Annotated in this window: 18 protein-coding genes and 1 pseudogene; 8 read left to right on the top strand and 11 right to left on the bottom strand. The window is 42.3% G+C overall.

Annotation, left to right across the window (positions count from 1 at the left end; genetic code table 11):
• Positions 1-503 (top strand): annotated as a pseudogene (locus D6D85_RS15995) (hypothetical protein); the annotation flags it as partial.
• Between the two features lie 76 nt (positions 504-579).
• On the opposite strand, the gene D6D85_RS02645 reads toward D6D85_RS15995, so the two are convergent.
• The 8 genes from D6D85_RS02645 to D6D85_RS15990 all read right to left on the bottom strand — a co-directional run bounded on the left by D6D85_RS02645 (position 580) and on the right by D6D85_RS15990 (position 13,283).
• Complete coding sequence (locus tag D6D85_RS02645) at positions 580-3,117, bottom strand: ATP-binding protein (protein WP_125670531.1); 2,538 nt, start codon at positions 3,115-3,117, stop codon at positions 580-582.
• 113 nt (positions 3,118-3,230) lie between these two features.
• On the bottom strand, positions 3,231-5,930 hold the full coding sequence (locus tag D6D85_RS02640; protein ID WP_125670533.1) for a DUF1156 domain-containing protein: 2,700 nt from the start codon (positions 5,928-5,930) through the stop codon (positions 3,231-3,233).
• Entirely contained in the window at positions 5,927-9,277 is a 3,351-nt protein-coding gene (locus tag D6D85_RS02635; RefSeq protein WP_237558725.1) for a helicase-related protein, read from the bottom strand. The genes D6D85_RS02640 and D6D85_RS02635 overlap by 4 nt, the downstream gene beginning before the upstream one ends.
• 138 nt (positions 9,278-9,415) lie before the next feature.
• Positions 9,416-10,363: a hypothetical protein gene (locus D6D85_RS02630; RefSeq protein ID WP_125670530.1), complete on the bottom strand. Its 948-nt coding sequence runs from the start codon at positions 10,361-10,363 to the stop codon at positions 9,416-9,418.
• 157 nt (positions 10,364-10,520) lie between these two features.
• Positions 10,521-11,486 carry a hypothetical protein gene (locus D6D85_RS02625; RefSeq protein ID WP_125670529.1) on the bottom strand — a complete coding sequence of 322 codons (966 nt, stop codon included), beginning with the start codon at positions 11,484-11,486 and terminating at the stop codon, positions 10,521-10,523.
• A 539-nt stretch (positions 11,487-12,025) separates the two neighbouring features.
• Entirely contained in the window at positions 12,026-12,637 is a 612-nt protein-coding gene (locus D6D85_RS02620) for a hypothetical protein (protein ID WP_125670528.1), read from the bottom strand.
• 126 nt (positions 12,638-12,763) lie between these two features.
• Entirely contained in the window at positions 12,764-13,078 is a 315-nt protein-coding gene (locus D6D85_RS02615; RefSeq protein ID WP_125670527.1) for a hypothetical protein, read from the bottom strand.
• A 67-nt stretch (positions 13,079-13,145) separates the two neighbouring features.
• Complete coding sequence (locus D6D85_RS15990) at positions 13,146-13,283, bottom strand: hypothetical protein (RefSeq protein WP_161969641.1); 138 nt, start codon at positions 13,281-13,283, stop codon at positions 13,146-13,148.
• Positions 13,284-13,317: 34 nt separating this feature from the next.
• Between D6D85_RS15990 and D6D85_RS02610 the strand changes: the two genes are divergently transcribed.
• Positions 13,318-13,893, top strand: coding sequence for a hypothetical protein (locus tag D6D85_RS02610; RefSeq protein ID WP_125670526.1), 576 nt, complete (start codon positions 13,318-13,320; stop codon positions 13,891-13,893).
• Positions 13,894-14,230: 337 nt separating this feature from the next.
• On the opposite strand, the gene D6D85_RS02605 is transcribed toward D6D85_RS02610, so the two are convergent.
• Positions 14,231-15,712: a hypothetical protein gene (locus D6D85_RS02605; protein WP_125670525.1), complete on the bottom strand. Its 1,482-nt coding sequence runs from the start codon at positions 15,710-15,712 to the stop codon at positions 14,231-14,233.
• Positions 15,713-15,856: 144 nt separating this feature from the next.
• Entirely contained in the window at positions 15,857-16,375 is a 519-nt protein-coding gene (locus D6D85_RS02600) for a hypothetical protein (RefSeq protein WP_125670524.1), read from the bottom strand.
• Between the two features lie 247 nt (positions 16,376-16,622).
• Between D6D85_RS02600 and D6D85_RS02595 the strand changes: the two genes are divergently transcribed.
• From D6D85_RS02595 to D6D85_RS02570, 6 genes are all read left to right on the top strand, one after another.
• Positions 16,623-17,609, top strand: a complete 987-nt coding sequence (locus D6D85_RS02595) for a hypothetical protein (RefSeq protein WP_125670523.1) — start codon at positions 16,623-16,625, stop codon at positions 17,607-17,609.
• Positions 17,610-17,860: 251 nt separating this feature from the next.
• A complete protein-coding gene (locus D6D85_RS02590; protein WP_125670522.1) occupies positions 17,861-18,085 on the top strand; it encodes a type II toxin-antitoxin system CcdA family antitoxin in 225 nt (74 codons plus the stop codon).
• A 114-nt stretch (positions 18,086-18,199) separates the two neighbouring features.
• Positions 18,200-18,661, top strand: a complete 462-nt coding sequence (locus D6D85_RS02585) for a hypothetical protein (protein ID WP_125670521.1) — start codon at positions 18,200-18,202, stop codon at positions 18,659-18,661.
• Between the two features lie 289 nt (positions 18,662-18,950).
• On the top strand, positions 18,951-19,565 hold the full coding sequence (locus D6D85_RS02580) for a hypothetical protein (protein ID WP_125670520.1): 615 nt from the start codon (positions 18,951-18,953) through the stop codon (positions 19,563-19,565).
• A 23-nt stretch (positions 19,566-19,588) separates the two neighbouring features.
• Positions 19,589-20,233 (top strand): dimethylarginine dimethylaminohydrolase family protein, encoded by a 645-nt coding sequence (locus tag D6D85_RS02575; protein WP_237558724.1) that lies wholly within the window; start codon positions 19,589-19,591, stop codon positions 20,231-20,233.
• 105 nt (positions 20,234-20,338) lie between these two features.
• Entirely contained in the window at positions 20,339-20,971 is a 633-nt protein-coding gene (locus tag D6D85_RS02570; protein ID WP_125670518.1) for a hypothetical protein, read from the top strand.
• Here D6D85_RS02570 and D6D85_RS02565 read toward each other — a convergent pair.
• On the bottom strand, positions 20,910-21,397 hold a 488-nt coding region (locus D6D85_RS02565), incomplete at its 5' end, for a DNA-methyltransferase (RefSeq protein WP_133308283.1). The genes D6D85_RS02570 and D6D85_RS02565 overlap by 62 nt on opposite strands.

Below are 21,397 nucleotides of genomic sequence, written 5' to 3'. Positions count from 1 at the left end.
CAAAGGCAGACAGATGGTCCCTAATTGTGTTTGGAGAGGGTGGAACCTACCCGTACAGCACCTTCAGGGCAATACTTGATGCATTTGATGCTAGAAATATAGTGGAGATGCCAATGGACCATGAGGGTGTAAAGAGGATGATCCACAATATAGGAATCCTTCAGGGGAAGATAAGTGAAATGGAGGTAGAGCTGGATAACTACAGGCTTGATGTAGCGTGGAGAAGGCTTCAGAGGGCAAATCCATACATAGTCTTTGAGGTGCATCTGCACGGGAATATGGAAGAAGCACTGACAAAGTTGAAGCACGCGAGGGACATATGGAACTCAAAGCCCGTGTTAGTTACCACAGGAGATATGGTGGAAAGGGCTTATAGCGTGGCATCAGGGGCCTTCCATGAGATCCTCGATGAGCTCAAGATAGTCACGGTTGAGGATATTAAAGAGCTGTACAATAGGAAGAGGGAGTACAAGGCTGTGGAAAGCAGGCTGGGAATAAGCTGAGAGAAGTTGGATGTCCTCTTAAATAAACCATAAAAAGCTGTAGAAGAAAACTGCTAAGTATTCTTAGCTGTCAAATTTAGTCTTCGTCTAGCTTCTCTACTTCAATTCCTGCTTGGTTTAGTGCCTCAATTACCTTGTTTTCATATTCTGTAGCTTGGAGTTTGCCATCGCTAGCATGTAGGATAACCTCTACAGCACATCTGTTAAACTTACTTCTTAAATAACTTATAATTCTGGCTACTGTGGAAATCTGTCCAGCAGGAACTCTGAGCTTCAAGCTCAGTTTTGAGTAGTACTTCCCACCGTACTCTTCTACCACAACTTTCTGCTCTTTAACTTCCGGTTTGGCTGTTATTTCCTCCTTTGGCTGTATTGTAACTTTTTTCTCTTCTATTTCAATTTCCTTTCTGCACAGCTCAGGCTTGATTATTATTTCACCATCCTCTAAATTAACAGCAGGAATTCCGTTTATCCACTGGCAATCTATTTTCCCATCGCTGATATATCCAAAACCGAATAAACCATTTTTGACGCCCTCTTTTATCCCTTCAATGAATCCCTCCTTAGAGGAAAGCCTTATCTCTCCTGGAGTTTTGAGGAAAGCGTCATAAAGTTTTTTAATTTCTATATAATCTTTATCTGGTAAATATTTATCCCTAATAACTCTTGAAGAGACCTTCTCTAGGATCTCTCCCTGCTCCTTCAGAAATTCATAGACTTCCTTATCAAGAGAGGATTCCCCAAACGTCGGGATTCCCATAACGATTTCCCTATAGCCATCTCTCGCCGGAAGATACAGTTTATTGTAATATCTCCTTAATTCCTCGTATTTTCTCTGCTCGTGACTTTTCAGTTTATTTTTAACCTCCTTCCTCTGACTATCTGTTAACATTAGCTTCTCATCACTCTCAATGGAGCTAAGAGCAAGATATTTCCTTAAATACGAATAGAAGGTCTCTTTCTCGTTTTCATTAATGCACAAGAATATAAGTGTATTCCTGTAGATCCTTGGGCTTTCACCATGTTTCTCAAGAAATTCAGCATCCGGTTTGCTTTTGTTAAGGATTACCAGCTTCAGCTCAGCTGTATCGGGTATGTCATTCGAAAGCTTTGGATGTATATACACCCTGAATTTCGGTGACCTAGAGATGCATCTCTCTATTACCTCTTTTTCCTTCTCTAAGATTTCATCTTTCGGTATGCTTTCCTCCCTCACTATTATTATTCTGTTAAGATTCGGCTGATTTGCGAAAAACAGGCCCTCATCTGATAGATAAAACAGCCTTTCCCTGAGATTACTTATCACCGTATCAATGACAGTGCTGGGAAATTCTGGATGCGCTGTGCTCAGCTTGATCTCCTTTATGCTAGCTCCTCTTTCTCCTCTTCCAGAAAAGGAAAGCATGAATATCGTTGTACTGACCACTGTTCCGAGGTTATAAGGTCTGTAAGAACTTCCAAGACTGTCATCAACCTTTTTCGCTCCTGAGTCTCCCGATGTTATATCCTGAGCTATGATGCTATCCCACTCTGACCCGATATGTTTTACCAGTTCCCTTCTTATCTCATCATTGCCTAGATTGAAGTCACCAAGGCGAATGAATGGTATGTTTTTGTTCAGAAGGTCATGGATAACGAGAGATAGAAGCCTTAGAACACCTCTAGTCCTCTGAAATGTTGGAAAAGAGCCCCACCTCTTATAAAGGATGTCGACAACTTCCGGCTTGAATGGATAACTTTTCAGGAATTTTTCACGGTAATTTGCCACTTCTTCTTCAGAAAGAAGACCTTCCCTTCTTGCATACTCAATGAAATCATCTACAATGGCTTTTACCTCTTTTTCCTCTATCCTGCTGAAGAGCCTTGCTCTTATCACACCCCCTATCTCCTCGTCCTCAACAGGAGTGTAGATCTTCTCTATCCTGCCTGTTACCTTCTGAAGCTGCTGAAATGCTCTCTCTGCATTCTCATCATAGTGTTCGAGTACGCTTGTTGGAAGGGCAAGTACTAAAAGTGAGTTCCCAACAGCAGCAACAGCTCCTGTAAGCTCTTGGATAAAGGCAAGGGTTTGTGCTCCAAGGTTTGAGTCCCCGACTTTCACTCCGGAAGCCTTTGTTATGTATGTGAGAACTTCGTCCATGAGTATAAGAACTGGTGCGTTTTCAGAAAGGAGCTTGATTATTTTGTCCTTCCCCGGTGATATATCACCTCTTGTTATCTCTATTCTTCCCGTAAGTTGCCTCTCAACCTCCTCCCAGGGCTTTACCTCCTTCGGATCCAGAGATGTGCCGTCAAACACTACTACTTTGGCATTCCATTCCCTCGCTTTATGATACAAAGCTATAAGAGCATGAGTTTTACCTCCTCCAAATGGCGTTTGGAGCTGAATTATGGAATCTCCACCTCTTCCCTCAAGCCTCGCTTTTGCGATTTCAAGGATATTTCTGAGGTTCCTTGTCATGTATGTTTTTCTGAAGAATAAGTCGGGATCTTGGTAATCTAGAGGCGCTTTTCCACATGCCACCTGCCATAAATCAGCGGCAAAAACATCGATTGTAAGCCTCCCTTTTGCAACATCCTCATGGGGTATTGCTACTTGTGCAAAGGATTTCATCCAGCTCCCTCCAAGTCACCTTAATAATTTAGCTAGGTTCCTTATATTTTTTGCTATATAACGTATGATTTGCTGTTTTGCTTGCAGTCCAAGGTCTCGATAAAAATCAATTTTCACTCGATCAGCTTTGTCTGTCTACCTATTCCTTTCATTTCATCGATCAATCTATCCCTTCCACTTAAGAATCCATCCAAAAGCTTCTTTTCTTTGCTTTCTGTTGGAAGAGTCTCGGATATTGCCTGAGCGACCTTGTAGAAGGATTCTCTATTGCCATAACCTGTCTCCAAAAGGATCCTCTTCATCTCCTCATTTCTGCCAGCCTTCCAGAGAAGGAGAACCTTATGAAGAACATCTATCAGCTCCTGAGAGTCTCCTATCTCCTCAAGTTTTCTCTCATGAGGCCCAAGAACCCTTATGAACTCCTTTTCCTTTCTTATGAATCCCCTGTTCCATACTTTATCAAGATCTATGCCCGTTGATTGAGCTAGTTTGCGGGCATCATCAAAATGAACCTTTGCCTCGCCGTAAGTCCATCTCCAGAGAACATAAAATCTTGTAAGCGGAGAGAGCTCGGCAGAGATGCTGTCGTGCAGAATTTGCCTCACAGCATAATCGGTCACTATTTCACGTACGTAGTCAAGCAACTTGCTAGCATCTACTTCCCTCCCTTCATAGTCCATCACCTTTTTGTACTTCCCGAATATCTCTATGGCAGATCCTATGGCTGCAATAAAGTAATCTGAACCACTTATTCCCTCTTTCCAGAGATCCTCAAGTTTTCTGTATATATGGCTTTTTATCTCTTCTTTTACCTCGTTCAACCAGCCAATGTCTTTTCTCTCCATCTTTCTGCATACAAAATAGATAGAAGAGGCTAAAGCAGCAGACTCTCTTGCTCTTAGCCTTCCTTTCATCTCTGTATCGATGGGCCACGATGCTGTTGGGACAAGGTCGGATTCCAGAAGGGAGTTTATTAATGTCTCCCAACCAGATGTTGATTTATGGGTGTAGACAATAGTTGCTATTCCATCTGGCTTCAAAACCCTTGAGATCTCCTTGAAAGCTTTTTTGAGCATATCTTCAAAGAATTTTTTACCGGCTTCAAAACCACCTTCTTTATGAGAATAGGCAACGATCTCCTTAGATTTTGGTGTAAGAGGCGTAATAAAAAGTTCTGGATACAAATCACCTATGCTTCTTTTTAGCCATACATAGAAGAAATCGGAGAGATAAGAATATGGAACATTGTCATAATAAGGTGGATCGGTGAAGATGGCATCGAAATAATCATCGGGATAGGAAAGCTCAGTGGCAGAAGCTTGGATAGAGGTGGCAGGAGTAGAGAAAGTATTAACTATACCTGCTAATGTTTTGATAACTTGATTAGATATATTTTTAATAGATCCTTGTGAAACTGGAGAAAATAAGTTTAGTTCAAAGTAATCCCATGTCATAGGGAGAGCTTGTCGAGCAAATGTATTGCATGCATTTTCAACATGATTAAACCATCTAACAATATTGCTTTCAAAGTCAGAACAACGGCTTATCATTAGTGCCAGATAACTAGCTACTGCCTTTGCATACTCCTTATCATATCCTTCCTCGATCATCCTCTTATAAGCAAGCCTTACCTTTTCTGTAAAAGTAATCAAAGCAAGCTTCTGGCGGGAGTTAAAGAGATCGCCCCATGTATTTAATCCAAAATTTCGTACGGAAAAAGCTCTCTCTGCTCCTCGCCCCCCTCCCTCTGGAGTAGGTTCATCTGGCACGGGATCAATTCCCCATTCTTCCATTAATTTTGTTTTCTTCTCCTCTAAATATCTTTCAGCTTCTCTGAAGATCTCAACATCACTCTCTGTCGCTACTTTATACCTTTTTCCTTCAGTACCTGGTCTGTGTAGAACTACAGCAACCATCCTCTGTCCTGCTTTGCCTTCCTGAAATAGCTTTCTCATAGTTTTATAGTCAACTGTGTAGCCGCAAACAGGACATGTTGCTATTGCTCTCGAAACTGTCCCTTTTGATGGGTTAAAGTCAGCTGGCATTTTCTCATAGCCATCCCCCACTATCTTGAACTTTACCTCTTTTCCGTCGACATATGGATAGAGTGCAACCTTCTTATTGCTCTTTCTTGCAAGCCAGAACTGCCTCATTAGTGGGATCTCAGATCCGCATGTTGGATTCTGGCATGGAATTGTGCGAGCCCATATGTAGCCAACTGGAATTGAGCCATCTTTATCGGCAGGATAAAACCTTCCAATCTCCTTTTTAGCTTCCTCTAAAACCCAGTTTCCCCACTTTTTAACATCTTGAAGTAGGGTATTTCTCTTCATAGCATTTAACTCCTGATCTGCTTTTTCCGATTTTCCATACTTTTGCGGGTACTCAAGTGTGCACTTCAGGATGAGCACGGCAACAGGATTATATTCAATTGCATGGGCCTCGCATCCAAGCCTCAAGGCCTCCAATGGAATCGAACCACCGCCTGCAAACGGATCCAGAATTCTGGGCGGTCTTCCACCATTTGCCTCAAGTATATCCCTTCTAGCCTTCTCGATAATGCGAGGATTGAGAGAGTTCTCCCATTTTGAAAGCTCTACAATAAACTGCTTTATTTTACTTAGCTCTGCTGGATCCTTGGGTGCCGGAATTAAAGCAGCATAATTTGTAGCCCTTGAGCTTGCCAGTGGACGGCGGGCCCACCATATATGCAAGGTAGAAATATGCCCATGCCTTATGTTCTTCTCCTTAGCTGAGATTTCACTTATCTCCTTGACAGGAAAGTTCTCCTCAATAAATCGCTTATCTTTCAACCTCTCCACACCTCCTGCGTTTTTCCTTCCAACTCGTCGTAAGGAATTACAAATCTTACAACTTCCTTTTTCTCCAGTGCTCTCAGGTTTTCAGCTGGATTGTTTATTATACGAAGAGTTGGATTCGTTGTTGCGTTTTCAATGACATACAACCAGTACTGCTCCTTAAACCTCCTTGCCTTCATCCACTCGTTTGGCGTCAAAGCTACTTCTCCCACTCCAGCTCTTGCCTTGACCTCAATATACCTTACCTCCTTCTCACCCTTTGACCTTATGTCAAAGCCGAGATTCTCAGCTGAAACATCCTCCGGTTCCCTTCCATGCAATCTCTCATATTTCATCGCTATCTCCATTCCTATCCTTTCGATCTCCTCATTTTCAATCATCTCATTCCACTCTGGAACTACTTTTATGACTGTCAAGAGCTCAGGTGCAGATATGCTCAAACTCTGCTCCTGCTCTATCTCTTTTTCAAGCTCCCTTCTTGCTTCTTCGTATCTTTTCTTCTGATCTTCTTTATTCTTTATTACTAGATCCACTTTCTCTCCTCTTCCTTGTCTTTCATAAAGCTCTGCAAGCTCGACATCCAGCTCTCCAATGAGATAATCGAGGGATCTAAGTCCATATTTCCTCTTTATCTCCGCCTGTCTCTTTCTTTCCTTAGCAATCTCTTCTTTATATCTCTCCACAGCCTCTATTGCAGTTTGTAGCATTTCCCTATCAAGGACTTCATCTGGACCGTTATATACGCCATTATATGGGGAGAGATCCCACAGGATAGCGGGATTTATCTCCCTCCTATCTTTTCCATTATCATATATTGCCAGAATTTTCCTGCCAGCGACATCTCCCTTTCCGTCCCTCACCTCACCTATGTAGAACCAGATGTAGCCATTTAATCTTCCAGATGGATCCCTGAAGACAGCTCCCTTCCTTGCTTCTTCGCTGAACTTTCTCATAACCCACTCCAAAAGAGCTTCAAGAAGGGGATGTCCGAAGGATATGAACTCGGCATCAGGATTTTTGAAAGCTAAATCTTTGTCAAATGTTGCCTTAGGATAGCGTCTCATCATAATGCCATATTTATTCCTAAATTCATCGCTTTCTGCAATCCTTCTTATCTCATATGGCACAGAGTCTATAGCTATAAAGCCTTTCTTGATCTCCCTGAATTTTCCTCCCGCTTTTGTAAAAGCCCTCTTGAAGAACTCCTCCACATATTCCGGTATAAGCCTGTATTCCTTAGCTCTATCAGCCATCTCCTTTATTCTAGTGTAATCGATAAATCTCGTTGCTAGGCTCTCTCCTAGAGCTTCTTTTATCCTTGCAACATACTTCTCATCCGGTTTGATATCAAGCTCCTTGAGAATATCATCCATGCTCTTTGCACTTGTCACAGCATCGATGATCAGCTGGTAAAGGTTCTTTCCCTCGAAAACATCTCCGATGACGTCAAAAACCCTATCGCTTCCAAGTTTTTCTCTTATCTCATCAAGCTTATCAAAAAGCTTTGCCAGAACTCTTCCTTCTCTTGTGTCCTCTGCTACAAGGTTGAACACATAGACATCCTTCTGCTGTCCATACCTGTGTATTCTCCCCATTCTCTGTTCGAGTCTATTAGGATTCCATGGAATGTCATAATTTATCATTATATGGCAGAACTGCAAGTTTATTCCCTCTCCAGCAGCTTCTGTGGCAACCATTATCTCGGTTTCATCCCTGAAAGTTTTCTCAGCCTTTATCCTCTCATCTAAGTCCATTCCACCGTGTATATAGTTAACCTTATAGCCCCATTCTCGTATCTTCCTCACAAGATAGTCGAGAGTATCCTTTGATTCTGTGAATATCAGGATCTTCCTACTTCCCTTCATCTCTTCGATCTTCTTGAATCCCTCTGCAATGGCTTTTTTCAGCTCCTTGAGTTTCACCTCTTCCTCTTTTTCTATTACCCTCTTTGCTTTTTCAATAAGTCTTTTTATAGTCTCTATTTCCTGTCTCAACTCCTCAGGATCCTTAGCAACTGTAACAGATTCCCATTCTTCCTCCTTTTTCCATCTTTCACTTTCCTCAAGATCCTCTATCTCCTCATAATCAGCAGGTATCCATATCTGTTGCACAAATTGATCTCTGTTTTTTCCTTCACCTTCCAGTATTTTCTCCAATCTATTCTTCCTTCTCTCCAAGGACTTCAGAAGAGCATAAGTGCTGGATGCCATTCTTCTCTGGAGGATTATCAGGGCAAAAGCTACATTTCTTCTTCTATCTAATTGAAGTGCCTTGTTATATTGCTCTACCACATAGCGGGAAACCTCATTGTAAAGCTCTTTTTCTATATCCGACAGATGAAATTTGATAGTCTTGGGAAACCTTCTGGTGAAGATAGGTTTCCCGTCAAAATCCTTGAGATCCTCCTTTAGTCTTCTTATGAACAGCGGATTGTCCCTGTTCTTGAGGGACTCTTCAACCATTTCACGTGTAGCAAAAAATCCGGGCATAATTAGATCTAAGAATAACCTGAAGTTTTCAGGATCTCCCTTATGCGGTGTTGCTGTGAGAAAAACGAGGTGATTTGAGGTTTTGGATAGAATCTCCCCGAGCTTATATCGCTCGGTTTTTTGGATCTTCTCGCCATACCTGTAGGCAGCCATTTTATGTGCTTCGTCCACAATTACCAAATCCCAGTGAACTGGGCTTAGTGTTGTGTGTATATCCTTCTGCTTTGCGAAATCGATGGATGTTATCACCTGATTGTTTTTCTCCCACGGATTTTCCCCATAATGAGCATTAAAAGTATTTCTATCAAGTACCACGAATTTCTCATCGAACTTTTCCTTTAATTCCCTTCTCCATTGGTCTTTTAAATGACCTGGAACGACTATCAATATCCTCTTTGCCAGATTTCTGAGTTTCAGTTCCTTAAGAACTAACCCTGCCATTATCGTCTTTCCAGCACCAGCATCGTCTGCGATAAGAAACCTTATGCGTGGTTGCTTGAGGATGTAGCCATATACTGCCTCTATCTGGAAGGGAAGTGGATCTATCTTCGATACATTCATTGCGAGAAGCGGATCAAAAAGGGATGCATACCTAAACCGCGTCGCTTCAATCATGTAAAACACATTTTCTGAGCTCGAAGAGAAGTTAATTAGAGGTTTTATCACTTCCAGCTTATTCATTTCATCCTTTTTTATAATCTGATCAATATGCTGTTTTGAGTAAAGTGTTGAACCAAAGATACGAATATAGTTACCAATCTCCTCAATCTTCTCTACCTTGACAGGCTCGTTCCAGAACGGGGCTTTTATTATATTTCCCTCATTTATCATTCTGTTATTCCTCCCAGTCATCTTGTGCTTCTGCAAAACATCTACAGACCAAAATACCCATCAAGTGGTAGCATAGGCTTAATTTATAAGGATTTCGTCAAATATAGGCCTTAATTTGGAGTTTCTCCTGATGAGCAAGCTAATTTCAGTTTGTTAATATCATTTTCCGGGCTTCTTGGATATCTTCTGCCTCTCTTCTTTACTGTTGATCATTTTCTCGGTAAGTTCCAACCTAAGACTGAAGTTTTTATTCCACCGGTCTATTACCTCCTTCATTTTCTCTTTTACTCTCTGAAATCTCCAGCATAAAATACAGTAAAATAAATCTATAGTATTGAAATAAATATCGAAGCATTCTTTAAATAATTTTTCGTCCATGCTTTCTATAAATACGAGATCAGGCCTTTCCAAGACCTTATCGCAGAAGGTATACGTGAAGTGTGCATATTTGTTAAGAGCTCTCCAAGTGTCTTTTAGTGATTTCTCTTTATCTTCAATAGGTAAAAATTCTTTTGATTCTTCAATCATCTTAGGAATGTTGTATCCCAATCTTTCGTCACTAAGTATAGAGCAGTAAACTTCTATATACTCCTTCTTCTCCTCTTCTGGAAGATTTGATCTCTCTAAGTATTCTTCTACAAGCTTTCTGATTACATCCGTCTTATCTTCTTCCTTGTAGATGTGTTTATCCCTCAATTCTTCCCATAGTCGAAGGATCTCGCATTTAAGGCCAAAATGGCTTAGGCTTTTCCACTTTTCATATACCTTACTTTCTATGGCATCCTCCATTATTATGCTCAAAATGCTTGCCTCAAATAGGAATCGACAATTTCTAAGGGCCTCGAAATATTTTCCATTTAATATTTCATATCCTATCCAATTTGATATCTTCCATAAATAAAATAAGAGAACGCCTTGAAATGAATGGATATAATCTTCATAATCTTCCTCTTTTCTAGGGATGATATCTATCCAATTATTGATAATTTCGATAATGATTGCTGTCTCTTCAGGGAACTTCTTGTATGTCTCTTCTCTAACCTCCTTAAGATAGTTCTCGTAAATTTTAATATATCCTTCTAGAGCATCTAAACTCTTCTTCTCCATCTTCACGAACCCTATTTTGGTGATTCCTAAACTCTGCACTAGCCCTTCCTTTTAAACCTTTACGCGCAACGTGTAGAGTTTTCTCCTCTTAGGGCAGGAGGCTCTCAATTTGAAGGCTCTTCAAATTACTCTCAATTAGGGCACTATGATGACTTTATCACAGAAATATGTCTCCGCTAAGTTTGAAGAACTTTAAATCGCTTATTCTCTCGCTCTTCTTGGAATTCTTCTTGACAAAGTAGGCAAGCCATATCACTTTCTCGAGCATGCATGCTCCGACATACTCACGATAGCTGCTGAGGAGAAGCTTCTCCTCATCCTCATTAATCCACCTGAAACGCCTGAAATCACGTTCTAACAGGCTTTTTATTACCTCTGGTTTCATGCTCCTTCCCATAAATATCAGGATGGAGTGATTTGCCTCTTTTATTCCGAGCTTTTCCTTAAAGAACTCTCTTACATGCCTGTCTATCATCACATTGAAAAATGAGGCAAGCGCAAGCTTCCTCAGCCATTCGCTCTCAAGAAGCTTTTTCACTGCCTCTATTTCATTGTATCTGCTTAGAAGGACTATTTCCTCGCGGATATCATCTATTATGGCATTTGCAATCTTGCTTCCCACCTGCTCATAGCTCATGAACCTTGCTACTAGCTCGAGGTACAGCTCGTGTATTCTATCCACTTGGATGCTGTTTGCCGGCCTCTCTATCTCCTTTATCACAAATTCACGCCCCGATCCATACTTATCCCGCAGCTGCTGCAGTACCCTCTCTATTCCCGCTGCCTCTCTAAACCTTGGCTTAAACATCGGCAGAAGATTTCCGCTGGGAAATCCATCAAAGTAGTAGTTATGATGGCCCTCCTTTTCACAGTGCTCTATAAACTGCTTAAATGCCTTGTTGGAGACAACATCCCTTCCCCTGAGGAAGTTCCCTCGCAGAAAGCAGAACCAGACAAACTCCTCGCTTTTCATGTTTTTGGTTCTTTCAACAATAATTTTTTCTATATCAGCCCCCTTATTCCTAAAAATCTCTTCTGATTTTTCTCCCAGTTCATTCAGGCTTTCATCCAATTCTCTTGGATCTGTATTGTTGAGGAAGTCCAATAAATTCCTGATGCTCATAAGCTCTCTTTCTTAGTAGTAATTTATAAAATTTTTGCTTCCTCAGTTCCATATTTCTCCTTTTCTTTTAAGTTCTCCGTCTTCAGGGCTATCATTAGGCTGGTAGGGTGCATATAGGGAAGTTTCTCGACGAATAAGAAGCAACAAAGGACTTCCTAAAAGAAGAAGCTCGGAATCTGAGTGTGTTAATCATTTTTCAGAAATATTTATATTGTTCTCATTCTTAAGTAGAATATACGTATGTGCAAAAGATATAAAATAGCTGGAGGGATCTGGATCCTCCCTAAGGAAGCTTGGGCTATACTATAATTTGTCCGCCGCAAGACGGAGGAGCTGAGAATCGAGGATGCAGAGAAGATCAGTTTAGGGGAATTGATGAAGAATGAGAAGCTCGTGACGCGCGGATACAGCATGCTCTTTATCAAATACTCCCCTCTCCAGAAGGGACTATAATATCCTCCACTCAATGGCCCTATCTTTCTCCATTGTAATCGGGGATAAGGTGCATATGCAGTTTATTTACTTTGATTGGCGGAGCTCTAAGGAGTTTTGGCCTTCTCCCCCTTCTTTGCCCTTCTTCTAGCGAGATGATAGAACATACGCCGAATATGGGGTATAGTTAGTGCGTAATCTAGGAAAGTGGATGTGGGCTTTGTTTCCTCCTGTTTCAAAATTCCTCCTATTCCCTGCCAGACCTCTGTGCATTCATCCATATCTACGGAGGGGATTTTCAAGGACATCTCAAGCTCCCCGTTCTCCGACTCCCAGAAGTCTACTTTTACCTTAAATTTCTCTTCAACATTCCTCTTGAATTCAGGAAGCTGATCCCTGACGGATGAATATAGGGTCGTCGCATGCATACGAATCTCCGTCTCCCCCTCAGCTTTCAAGGAGAGCAGCTTCCTTAGCCAGTACTTATATCCCCTTCTTTCTCTCATCCAGACAGAGTACGTATAAAAAGTCCCAAGCTTAGTTTGTAGCGGAGGCCTTCCTTTCATCAGCCTGTCTCTCAACCAATCCTCCCTTTTCTTTATATCGGGAACCATCTTGAGCCAAGTGAAGAAGGCAAGGAATATAAAGGAGCCAATCAGGTAGGAAATGAGGCCTTCTGGGTGCGGAAGCATTTTTAAGATATCAAGGAAATCCTGCATAGCGTATAGTATAATATCAACATTTAAGTCTTATGCTTTTTTCTCTGAGTTTCTTAGAATCAGAATTTACAATTATATCTTAATGAGGAAAGATTAGAGTTATTCAAAAAATAATGAAATCTGTAATCAGGATCCCTGGACATCGAGGATCCTTTTTCTAAGAGAGAGCACCTTCCTGAACATCCCCCTGCACTTCTTTGTCCTTTCTGAAGTCATCCCCTTCATTGATCTCTTGTCGTAGTACTGTATTATGTCCTTAAGCTCCTCCTTAGTAACTGTCATTGTCTCAATCTCTTCTGCTGCTTCCTCCCTCATCCCTGCTATATCCATAAGCTCAGCAACAATCTGTGATAGGAGCTTTTTCCTCCCTTCATCAAGCTTCTGCGTCTTTAAATAATCCTTTATCCTCCTTAGATACTCTAAGGCCCGATCATAGCTCATCATCCCTTAACACTAAATCCTCCTCGGTGTGCATGTTGGTGACGTTTATGTATTCTGACTCAGGCCCCTAGTGCTTCTTCACATGCCTCCTCTTCATCTCCTTCTTATCATGGACAGCGTAAGGTAAATAATGTTCCTTTTCTATCTGTCTTCTCTCAAGATATGTTATCTTCCGTCCACGCCATGGACTATTGGATAAAGCCATAAAGTTGATAAATAATACTTAGGATCATCTGATGATGAAGGGAGAAGTCGTCGGGATAAGCGCTGAGGACGAAGTAAGCCCTGCCTTAGTTTTCGAGATAAAGATTGAAAATCCCGAGGATAAGAGGGTGCTCTTCACCAACATCGTTTCTAGGGTGATGACCGTTCCTCCCATGAAGCAGATCCTCCATCTAGGCAGGTTAACCCCTGGAGAGGCTTTCATGAGGGTGGAGCCGAAGGACTCATCCACCTTCACCTTCTACCTCGATATGGATAGGAAGAAGCTAAGCCATGTGGAGAAGGCACGAGTGGATGATGTTTGGCTCGATATCCGCATGTCCACAGTGTTCCTAGAGCTCAAGGATTGGGCCCCAGAGAAAATTGGCTGGACTGACTTCCCTGTGACTTTAGGAAGATATTCCAATGTCAGGATACCGGAGAGTGACTGGCTAAAGCTCAGAGCTGAGCTGGGTTATGGAAAGGAGAGAATCGTGGAGGTCAGCGAGGAGACCTACAAGCTAGTGGAGGAGTATATGAGGAAGGTTAGGGCGAGGAACTTTGATGATGCGATTCATGAAGCAGTCCTATCTGCACTTCATGAGGAAAAGTGAGGCTCAGCACACTTCTGAGCATACTCATCTATTTACACTATTTCTGTCCCTCCATATTTGAGCTCTTTCCTTATAAAGTTGCCTTTGAAACTCAGAATTCCTTGAATAGTCCATCACAAATAGGCACTACAATCTTGATGCATAGATGAGAAAAACAATAAATGAAGAGCTTGAGTAGTGACCCTATCTTCGATGCGAAGAGCCGGTTGTAGGCATCATAATAGAATATTTATGATGCCAGATGGGATAATTCGCCGGAATTTTGGCTAAGAGCTGAAATATCGACGACATCGACAGGAATCTGAGTCCGCTTGTTTCAGGCTACAAAAAGTAGCGTCTAGGCATTCAATGCTTTTTTGATTCTGTCAGCCCTTATTCCGTGAAGCCACAGATAGAATGGAAGTCCCTTCTGCTGGAATGGCCACCTAGAGACAAGCCACCTCGCCGCCTCCTTCCTCTTCTTCATCATTTCAATCATTATTTCAGGAATTATTAGATTTATTATTTGAAGAAGAGGTTGAAGATACTGATATGCTGCTGTTGCTCCTGCTGCTAGAGTAAGAGTTCCTCCTGAAATTATTATCCCTTCCACTATCTTGCTCCTCCTATAGTATTCTCTCGTTTCCTTGGCGATTCTCTCGGTTATAATCTCATTAATTACTTTATTTTTCTCGTAAAATTCTCTGAAATCATATTCCTGAAATGTCCTTATCGAGTTAAGCATGCATTTCTCCAGCTCCTCATTCCTCTCCCTCTTTAGAGAGTTTTTCAAATCATCTTCATCAAACTTCATCACAATGGGAATTTTGGTTGCTGTTCCTATCACACCAGAGCTCGCGGGGGATATTCGTAACAGATTCCTCTTCCGCATGCGCCTTAATATATATGTTTTCCTTACATTTTTAATAATTCTCAAAAATGTCATCATCTCTAGATCAAATCTGTCATATATCCTGAGCCCACCTAAACCTTCTGAATAACCAAAAACCAAGTATATTTCATAAGAACGCAGAACATCAAAACTCGAGGGAGATTCCCTAAAAAACTTCAGAGAGAGATTCGCTAAGTCGGAAAAGCCAAATATCGACAGCTCATAGGCATGAGTTGCAACAGCGGAAGCTACATCCTCCTTATCTCGCATGAAAGGGTATTCATTCTGTATAATCCGTACCCTTTCATCGGAGAGAATATTCCTTGCCTCCTTCAGCCATGATTCAATGTCGTATTCCGGGTGCCTTTGCAGAGCAAGATCTCTCCATCCTCTCTCTGGTGGAATTCTCTCTTGAATAGCTGATGCTATAAGCGAGAACTCCTCCATGAATGATGCTATTCTATACGATAGAGAGGGAGGAAGTTGTTGTATTTTGCCCTCTTTACATGCTTTTAGTATCTCTTGATAGAAGTCTCCCTTGTAATAGGTGGGAATTCCTGTGATAACTGGAAGAATCCTGCCCTCCCTTATTTCCTGAAGAAAAATATCATAGGAAGGGCCTCCTCTCTCCGGCACAAGCCCATAGTAGGCCATAAATTCCGCTTTGCTTTTGTGCCACGAATCTAAGGGAGTAAGAAGAATCGATGGAACAGGCATTCCTCTGTCAAGCATATTGGCTAAGTTTCCCAAGGGTCTCCAAAGCATTGTTTGAATGCTGCCTGGAGGCATCCATAGGCCATATGTCCTTTCTCTCAGGATCTCCCTGTACTCAGGTGTAAAATCCAGCAGGGATATTTTCTCTCCTCTTTTCACTCTGTCTAGTAATGAACAAACAATTTCATGGGACCTCTTCAGCTCCTCGTTTTTCCATTCCTTCAGATCCACCATAATGAACTCCCTAGTTTACATGGGATCCTAATATTTAGGTTTTAAGAGTGGCTAACTATCGAGTTAGAGTAGCGTATTTTAGCTCTTCTTGGTGATGCAGACCTCAGTGAACTGGGGCTTATGCTATCCTTCCTGTAAAGAGAGCTAGCTCTGCATTCCACTGGTATTCCTGCATTGAATTTTACAAAAGCTCACTGAGAGGGTAACAGCTCCGGAAAGAAGGCTGAGGACATCAGCTGGCCTTGTAGGTATAGAGCTTAGGTCATGTGTAAAGTAGTTCCGTGCATGCTTTGCTGTCTTCATAACATCCTCGACAAAGAATTTCCATTTCTCAGAACTTTTTTCGATTTTAAGCTTTTCAGGAATCTTCTCCGCCACAAGCCTAGCTTTTTCACCAATCTCTTTCTCCTTTACTCCGAACATAGAGGCCAATCTATCAATGAGGTAATCAACAACCTTTCCTGCTATTAGAGCACATGCCAGATAGTGACCACGTTCATACTCCTCAACTGCCTGCAAAAGGTGTTCCTTCAGGGCTATGTTGCAGACAATTCCGTCTTCAGCTTCCTTTCTCAAGCCCTTGAGTTTATCCAGCTCCTCAAAGCTGAGCTTAGGTTGCTTAAGCTGGGTCTCGAGAAATTCAATCGCGCCCCCACAATTCACGACAATCTCCTAGAGACTCTCATTTTCCGCTTAGTAGATTGGTAACCTAAAGAGTTATTCTAAGACTTATAAATAGGAATTTAGTTTGTGCACGCAGATAGAGGTAAGACTCTTCTGAATACCCTCCTAGTTGCATTATTCACTTTTCTAGGCTTGGAGTAGATTGTGCGCAGTAGATCCAAGTATATCTCAGTATCTTATTCCTCAGCTCTAATCAAATTTTTATATACCGGAAGCCTTTTTTCATATGCGCATTGTCAGGAAGATCCTCCTTGTACTCCTAGTCTTAGTTGTCCTGTTTTTCCTGTTATTGATAGGAGGGGCTTTGACATACAAGCCATCATTTGAGGTCAGAAGCATAGGAGTAGTCGATTATGATGGTTACCCGTGCCTGAAGATCTCCTTCAGAACGGGCGACTACCCCATTGAATTCAAGCTTCTCACGAAAGAGGGCGAGAGTATATATTTCACGTTTGCAACAAAGCCGGAGGAAGTGGTTTACCTTTATCTGACTCCTGGAAAACCCTTTACCAACATAGTCGGATCAAAAAGCTATGTGATAAAGGCTTTCTATGGAGATAAGGAGGTATACAGTGGTAGCTTTGATGTAAAGGGGGCAAAAGCCGACCTTAAAATAAAGGATGCGAGTTTTAAGGCTTATTATTCCTCGCTGAGTCTGGAAGGGCTCACCATCGAAGTGAGGAATGAAGGGGACGTCCCCCTGTACCTAAATTGGATGAATATCGGGCTTTATCTGGACAATTTACAGAAATCATTCAGCCTCTCTCCATCGACCTTGACGCTAGAGCCTGGAAACATCTCGACTCTCGGCTTAGAGCCTGTCTTCTCCTCCGTAGATCTGGAGTACTTGAATGAGGAGCACAGGGTGGATGTCGTGATACCAGACATAGCGAGAGCATCCTACATCATAGAGCCCCTGAAGCCTGGATTAAGGATAGAGAAAGTGAGTCTGAGCCCCTTTCTTAATGAGTGGTCCGTGGATAGCATCACCCTGACGATCTCAAATGGAGGAAAGTATCCGATAAACATCAACTGGCTTAAGATCTATTTGAATGATAAGCCTATCCCCGGACTCTTGTCAATTTCCCCCATCGAGATAATAAAACCGGGGGAGGAGAAGACCGTGACATTGGGCCTCTCCTTCGTTACCACATCAAGACCTTTCACGTTAAAGGTGAGGCTCGGAGCGACCGAGGCCTCGTACTCAGGCTGAGCTCCAAAGCTCTCTTATCCCTTGAAATCTCAAACAGGGAAAAAGATATAATATTTGAGTCTGCTTCTTCACATATATAATAGCAGAAAGAATTGTGAGGACCTCAAGTAATGGTCCCTAATGCGAAGAGCTCTGTATATCTTCAGGCATTATTTCAGCACCTAGCTCGAAAGTGCTTTGATGACTTACAGAAATATATCTCCATGATTTTGATCGAAATATTTATATGCTACAGTCTTCAGCATTACATGATGAGTGTTACAGTAACCGTGAGAATTCCAAAAGAGCTCAAGGAGGAGGCCGAGAGGCATGGAATCAACATAAGCCATGTTCTGAGGAGGGCTCTTGAGGAGGAGCTGAGGAAGAGAAAAATTAAAGAGGTTGAAGAGGCTGCAAAGAGGGCTGGAGAGCTCTTCTCTAGAATCCCTGAGGAGGAGATAGTTAATCGGATAAAGAAAGCGAGAAAAGAGAGGTAGAAGTTCTGAATGCAAGCGCGCGCAGTATGCACGCAGTCGAACTCAGCAGAGGATGCAAGAGAGGAGATGTGCATGTGCACATTAAGGTTAAATATAGATACCTTCTTATAGCATATGAAACTAAAAAAGGAAAACCTCAGCATGGCCGGAGAATATGCAGTGGCTAGTGAAATTTGCCGAAGGAATTTTTACGCCCAGGTGACATTGGGGCATCAAAAGAAAACTGATATACTGGTGTACAATCCAGATAGCGGTAAAGAAGTAGGGATAGAGGTAAAAGCAAAACAAGGAAAGGAATGGCCAGGAATAAGAGGGATAAACGATAGACAAGCTTTACTAATCTTTGTCGATTTTGAAAATAAGAAGGATACTGAGAGGCCTGATTTTTACGTCTTAACTGCGGACGATTGGCAGGATTTTCTCAAAAAATTTGTGATTAATCAGCCAAATTTCAAAGAACTAATCGACGGCTATATTCCTGTATGGAAAGATGGCTATAAAGGGACAAGTGTTAGGCCGCAGCAAATCGCTGAGCACAAAGAGAAGTGGGAGAAATTAAAAAGACTTTTGGCTTAGTAGGTGAACAAATACATGCCTCTAGGCGCATATGCATTAAGCTTTTTAAGTGTCTGCGCACAATACAAGTGGTGGGAATGTGACCCCTGATTATTGCCTTAAAATGACTCAATGAGAACAGCAAGGAAGGTGTAATCATCTCCTCGGATTCCAGGGCAACAGTTTGGCCCGTTAGCTACGAAACTAGGAAGATTTATCCGATATTTTTGAAGGTAGACGAGGAATATATTCCTCTAGCTATTGCAGCTGGGGCTGGAGATGCGTCGCTTGTTAAACAAAGCTACAGGATATGCGAAGAAATTTTGACCAATTAGCTATAAAGGAGTGGAACAGCAAAACCCCGAGCTCCAGCCAATTCGAGGAGGCTGTCAAGCGTATCGAGTCCGCTCTTATCGATAGGTTCAAGAAGCTTCGTGATCAGGGACTGGAGATCGACTTTAACATGATCTTGGTAAGTGTTGATCATCAGGGCAAGGCTTCCATGTACCTGTTCGATAGGAGAGGATTGGCTGAGCCTGTGCACGATAATCCTGGTTTTGCTGTCATAGGTACAGGATTTATCACAGGCGGAAACCTTCTCCTCAGGCTTCTAGGTTACAGTCCGGAGGAAAGCTACGGACTGGATCTCGGAGCTTTATCAACTTTCATAATAGACGTCGTAAGCGAGATAGACCCTGCTGTTGGACCGTTTATCGGTGAGAGTTACTATATGGGTCTAAAAGAAGGGAAAGTGGAGCTAGGGGTGATGGGAGAGGAGTACATAAAAGAATTCAAGGAGAAGGCAAGGCAAAGAAAAGAGCTAATTAGGAAAATCTGGAGGTTATCCGATAGTGTTGGAGAACAGAAAGTTGCCACAAAAATAGAAGAGTTAGAAAAAGAGGAGCAAAATGCAGATCACGAATAACGTTCAGGTGCGCGCGCAAGTATGTGAATGCGCTGCAGGAAGAGGGAATTGAGGTTAAAAAGCTGCCAAGTCTTGATGGATTCCCAGACTCGGTCTTCATACAGGACACCGCATTAATAAGGGCTCCAAGCAGAAAAGCACCTATCTCTAGGTTTGAGGAGCCGAGCAGGAGGGGTGAGGAAGCAAGTGTCAGGGAGTTCCTTGAAAAACTTGGTTTCAGCACAATAAATGTTGAAGCAACTCTTGAGGGAGGTGATATGATGGTCACCGATACTGCTGTGTTTGTCGGCCTCACCACCAGGACCAAGGGAGTTGAGGCCCTTAAGTCATTCTTTAAACAGGAGGTTATCGCAGTACCAACAGAAAAGGTATTTCACCTGCTCCCAGCAGTAAACTATATCGGCAATAAGACTGTTGTGATAGTTCCAGAGCTTGTGGATCCGCAGTATTTCAGGGGTTTCAAACAGATTAGAGTGCCTTTGGATGAAGCTTATGCTGCAAACGTTCTCTATCTCGGTGAGAACAGGATCCTCATGCCCGAAGGATATCCAAGAACTGCTGAGAAACTGAGGAAAGAGGGATACAGGACAGTGAAGGTGGATGTATCAGAGTTCAGGAAGTGCGATGGAGGGGTGACATGCTTAAGCCTGCCTTTCTTCCTAATCTAGAGGATCCTCAGTAGCTAATAAGGCTCTCTAAAAGCTCATTCTGCTATATAGCAATAGATATCGGGTTTATCAATTTTGGTTTCATCAAATCCCGGGGTGGTCATGGTGCAGACAGATCCTTTAGTTCGTCTCCTGAAAAGCAGACCAGATGTCTTGGAACTGTTGGGACGGATATGGGAAATATTGTATATTGAGGGCAGTTCACCGGATATTGGAAAGAGGAGGGAGGATGTTATAAGGGAGATGCTTAGGGAGGAGTTCGGGCTGGAAGTTAAATCTGCACCTCCTACAGAGAGAGAATGGGACTTTTCCGTGATCATTGAGGGGAAGGAAAATAAGTACAGTCTTAAGACCACGGAAGACATTGCTGTCATAAAAGTGGCATGGAACGGTTTCCCCTCAATAGATAGGGCACGAAAATTTCAATTCAAATGTCCGATTCTCTATATAACCGGAAGTAGAAGGGAAAGAGAGGTTTCAATATACGTCTTTGAGATCGATGATCTAGAAGAGCTGAGGGAGGAGATGAAGGATGAAATGTGGTGGATACCGGGGGGAGAAACAAATCCAAGAGGATTTGGAATAAAGGCAGAAGCCGTCAGGAGGTTAATGGAGAAGGCTAGAAATAAGGGCAACTTTGTGTCTGTGAACTATAATCCCATCAACATAAATATTGTCAAAGAGAGATACTGGAGGATTTGGTATAATGTACTGAAGAAGCTGGCTTTAGAGGGCTAGGCATGTATTCCGTGAGCTTTCTTGCGGCTACTATTTCCCTTATCCTCCTTTCAGCGATCTTTACATATTCCTCTTTTATGTCTATACCTATGTAATGTCTCCCCGTTTTCAATGCAGCAACGCATGTTGTGCCGGATCCCACGAAGGGATCCAGGACAACATCTCCTTCGAATGTATAAAGCTGTATGCATCTGTATGGCAGTTCCTCCGGAAACGGTGCGGGATGTCCGACCTTCCTCGCGGATTCAGGCGGAAACCTCCACACGCTTTTTGTGAACTCCAAGAACTCCTCCCTTGTGATGGTATCTTTTTTACCCTTACTCTCCCTCTTGAAGCTGCCTTTGGATAGGACAATGATGTATTCATGCTGATCTCTCAGCACAGGGTTTACGGTTGATTGCCAGGATCCCCAAGCTGTGGAGGCCC

Source organism: Candidatus Methanodesulfokora washburnensis (genome assembly GCF_003947435.1).
Taxonomy (GTDB): Archaea; Korarchaeota; Korarchaeia; order Korarchaeales; family Korarchaeaceae; genus Methanodesulfokora; species Methanodesulfokora washburnensis.
The sequence above is the reverse complement of the archived record's forward strand: the minus strand, read 5'-3'. Positions and strand labels throughout refer to the sequence as shown.

Bases quoted from the DNA above. Each gene is read 5' to 3' on its own strand.
- D6D85_RS02630 (WP_125670530.1), bottom strand. From the start codon at position 10,363: ATGGAGAAGAAGAGTTTAGATGCTCTAGAAGGATATATTAAAATTTAC.
- D6D85_RS02585 (WP_125670521.1), top strand. From the start codon at position 18,200: ATGAAACTAAAAAAGGAAAACCTCAGCATGGCCGGAGAATATGCAGTG.
- D6D85_RS02645 (WP_125670531.1), bottom strand. From the start codon at position 3,117: ATGAAATCCTTTGCACAAGTAGCAATACCCCATGAGGATGTTGCAAAA.
- D6D85_RS02620 (WP_125670528.1), bottom strand. From the start codon at position 12,637: ATGCAGGATTTCCTTGATATCTTAAAAATGCTTCCGCACCCAGAAGGC.
- D6D85_RS02605 (WP_125670525.1), bottom strand. From the start codon at position 15,712: ATGGTGGATCTGAAGGAATGGAAAAACGAGGAGCTGAAGAGGTCCCAT.
- D6D85_RS15990 (WP_161969641.1), bottom strand. From the start codon at position 13,283: ATGGCTTTATCCAATAGTCCATGGCGTGGACGGAAGATAACATATCTT.
- D6D85_RS02595 (WP_125670523.1), top strand. From the start codon at position 16,623: ATGCGCATTGTCAGGAAGATCCTCCTTGTACTCCTAGTCTTAGTTGTC.
- D6D85_RS02590 (WP_125670522.1), top strand. From the start codon at position 17,861: ATGAGTGTTACAGTAACCGTGAGAATTCCAAAAGAGCTCAAGGAGGAG.
- D6D85_RS02615 (WP_125670527.1), bottom strand. From the start codon at position 13,078: ATGAGCTATGATCGGGCCTTAGAGTATCTAAGGAGGATAAAGGATTAT.
- D6D85_RS02610 (WP_125670526.1), top strand. From the start codon at position 13,318: ATGAAGGGAGAAGTCGTCGGGATAAGCGCTGAGGACGAAGTAAGCCCT.
- D6D85_RS02580 (WP_125670520.1), top strand. From the start codon at position 18,951: ATGCGAAGAAATTTTGACCAATTAGCTATAAAGGAGTGGAACAGCAAA.
- D6D85_RS02625 (WP_125670529.1), bottom strand. From the start codon at position 11,486: ATGAGCATCAGGAATTTATTGGACTTCCTCAACAATACAGATCCAAGA.
- D6D85_RS02635 (WP_237558725.1), bottom strand. From the start codon at position 9,277: ATGACTGGGAGGAATAACAGAATGATAAATGAGGGAAATATAATAAAA.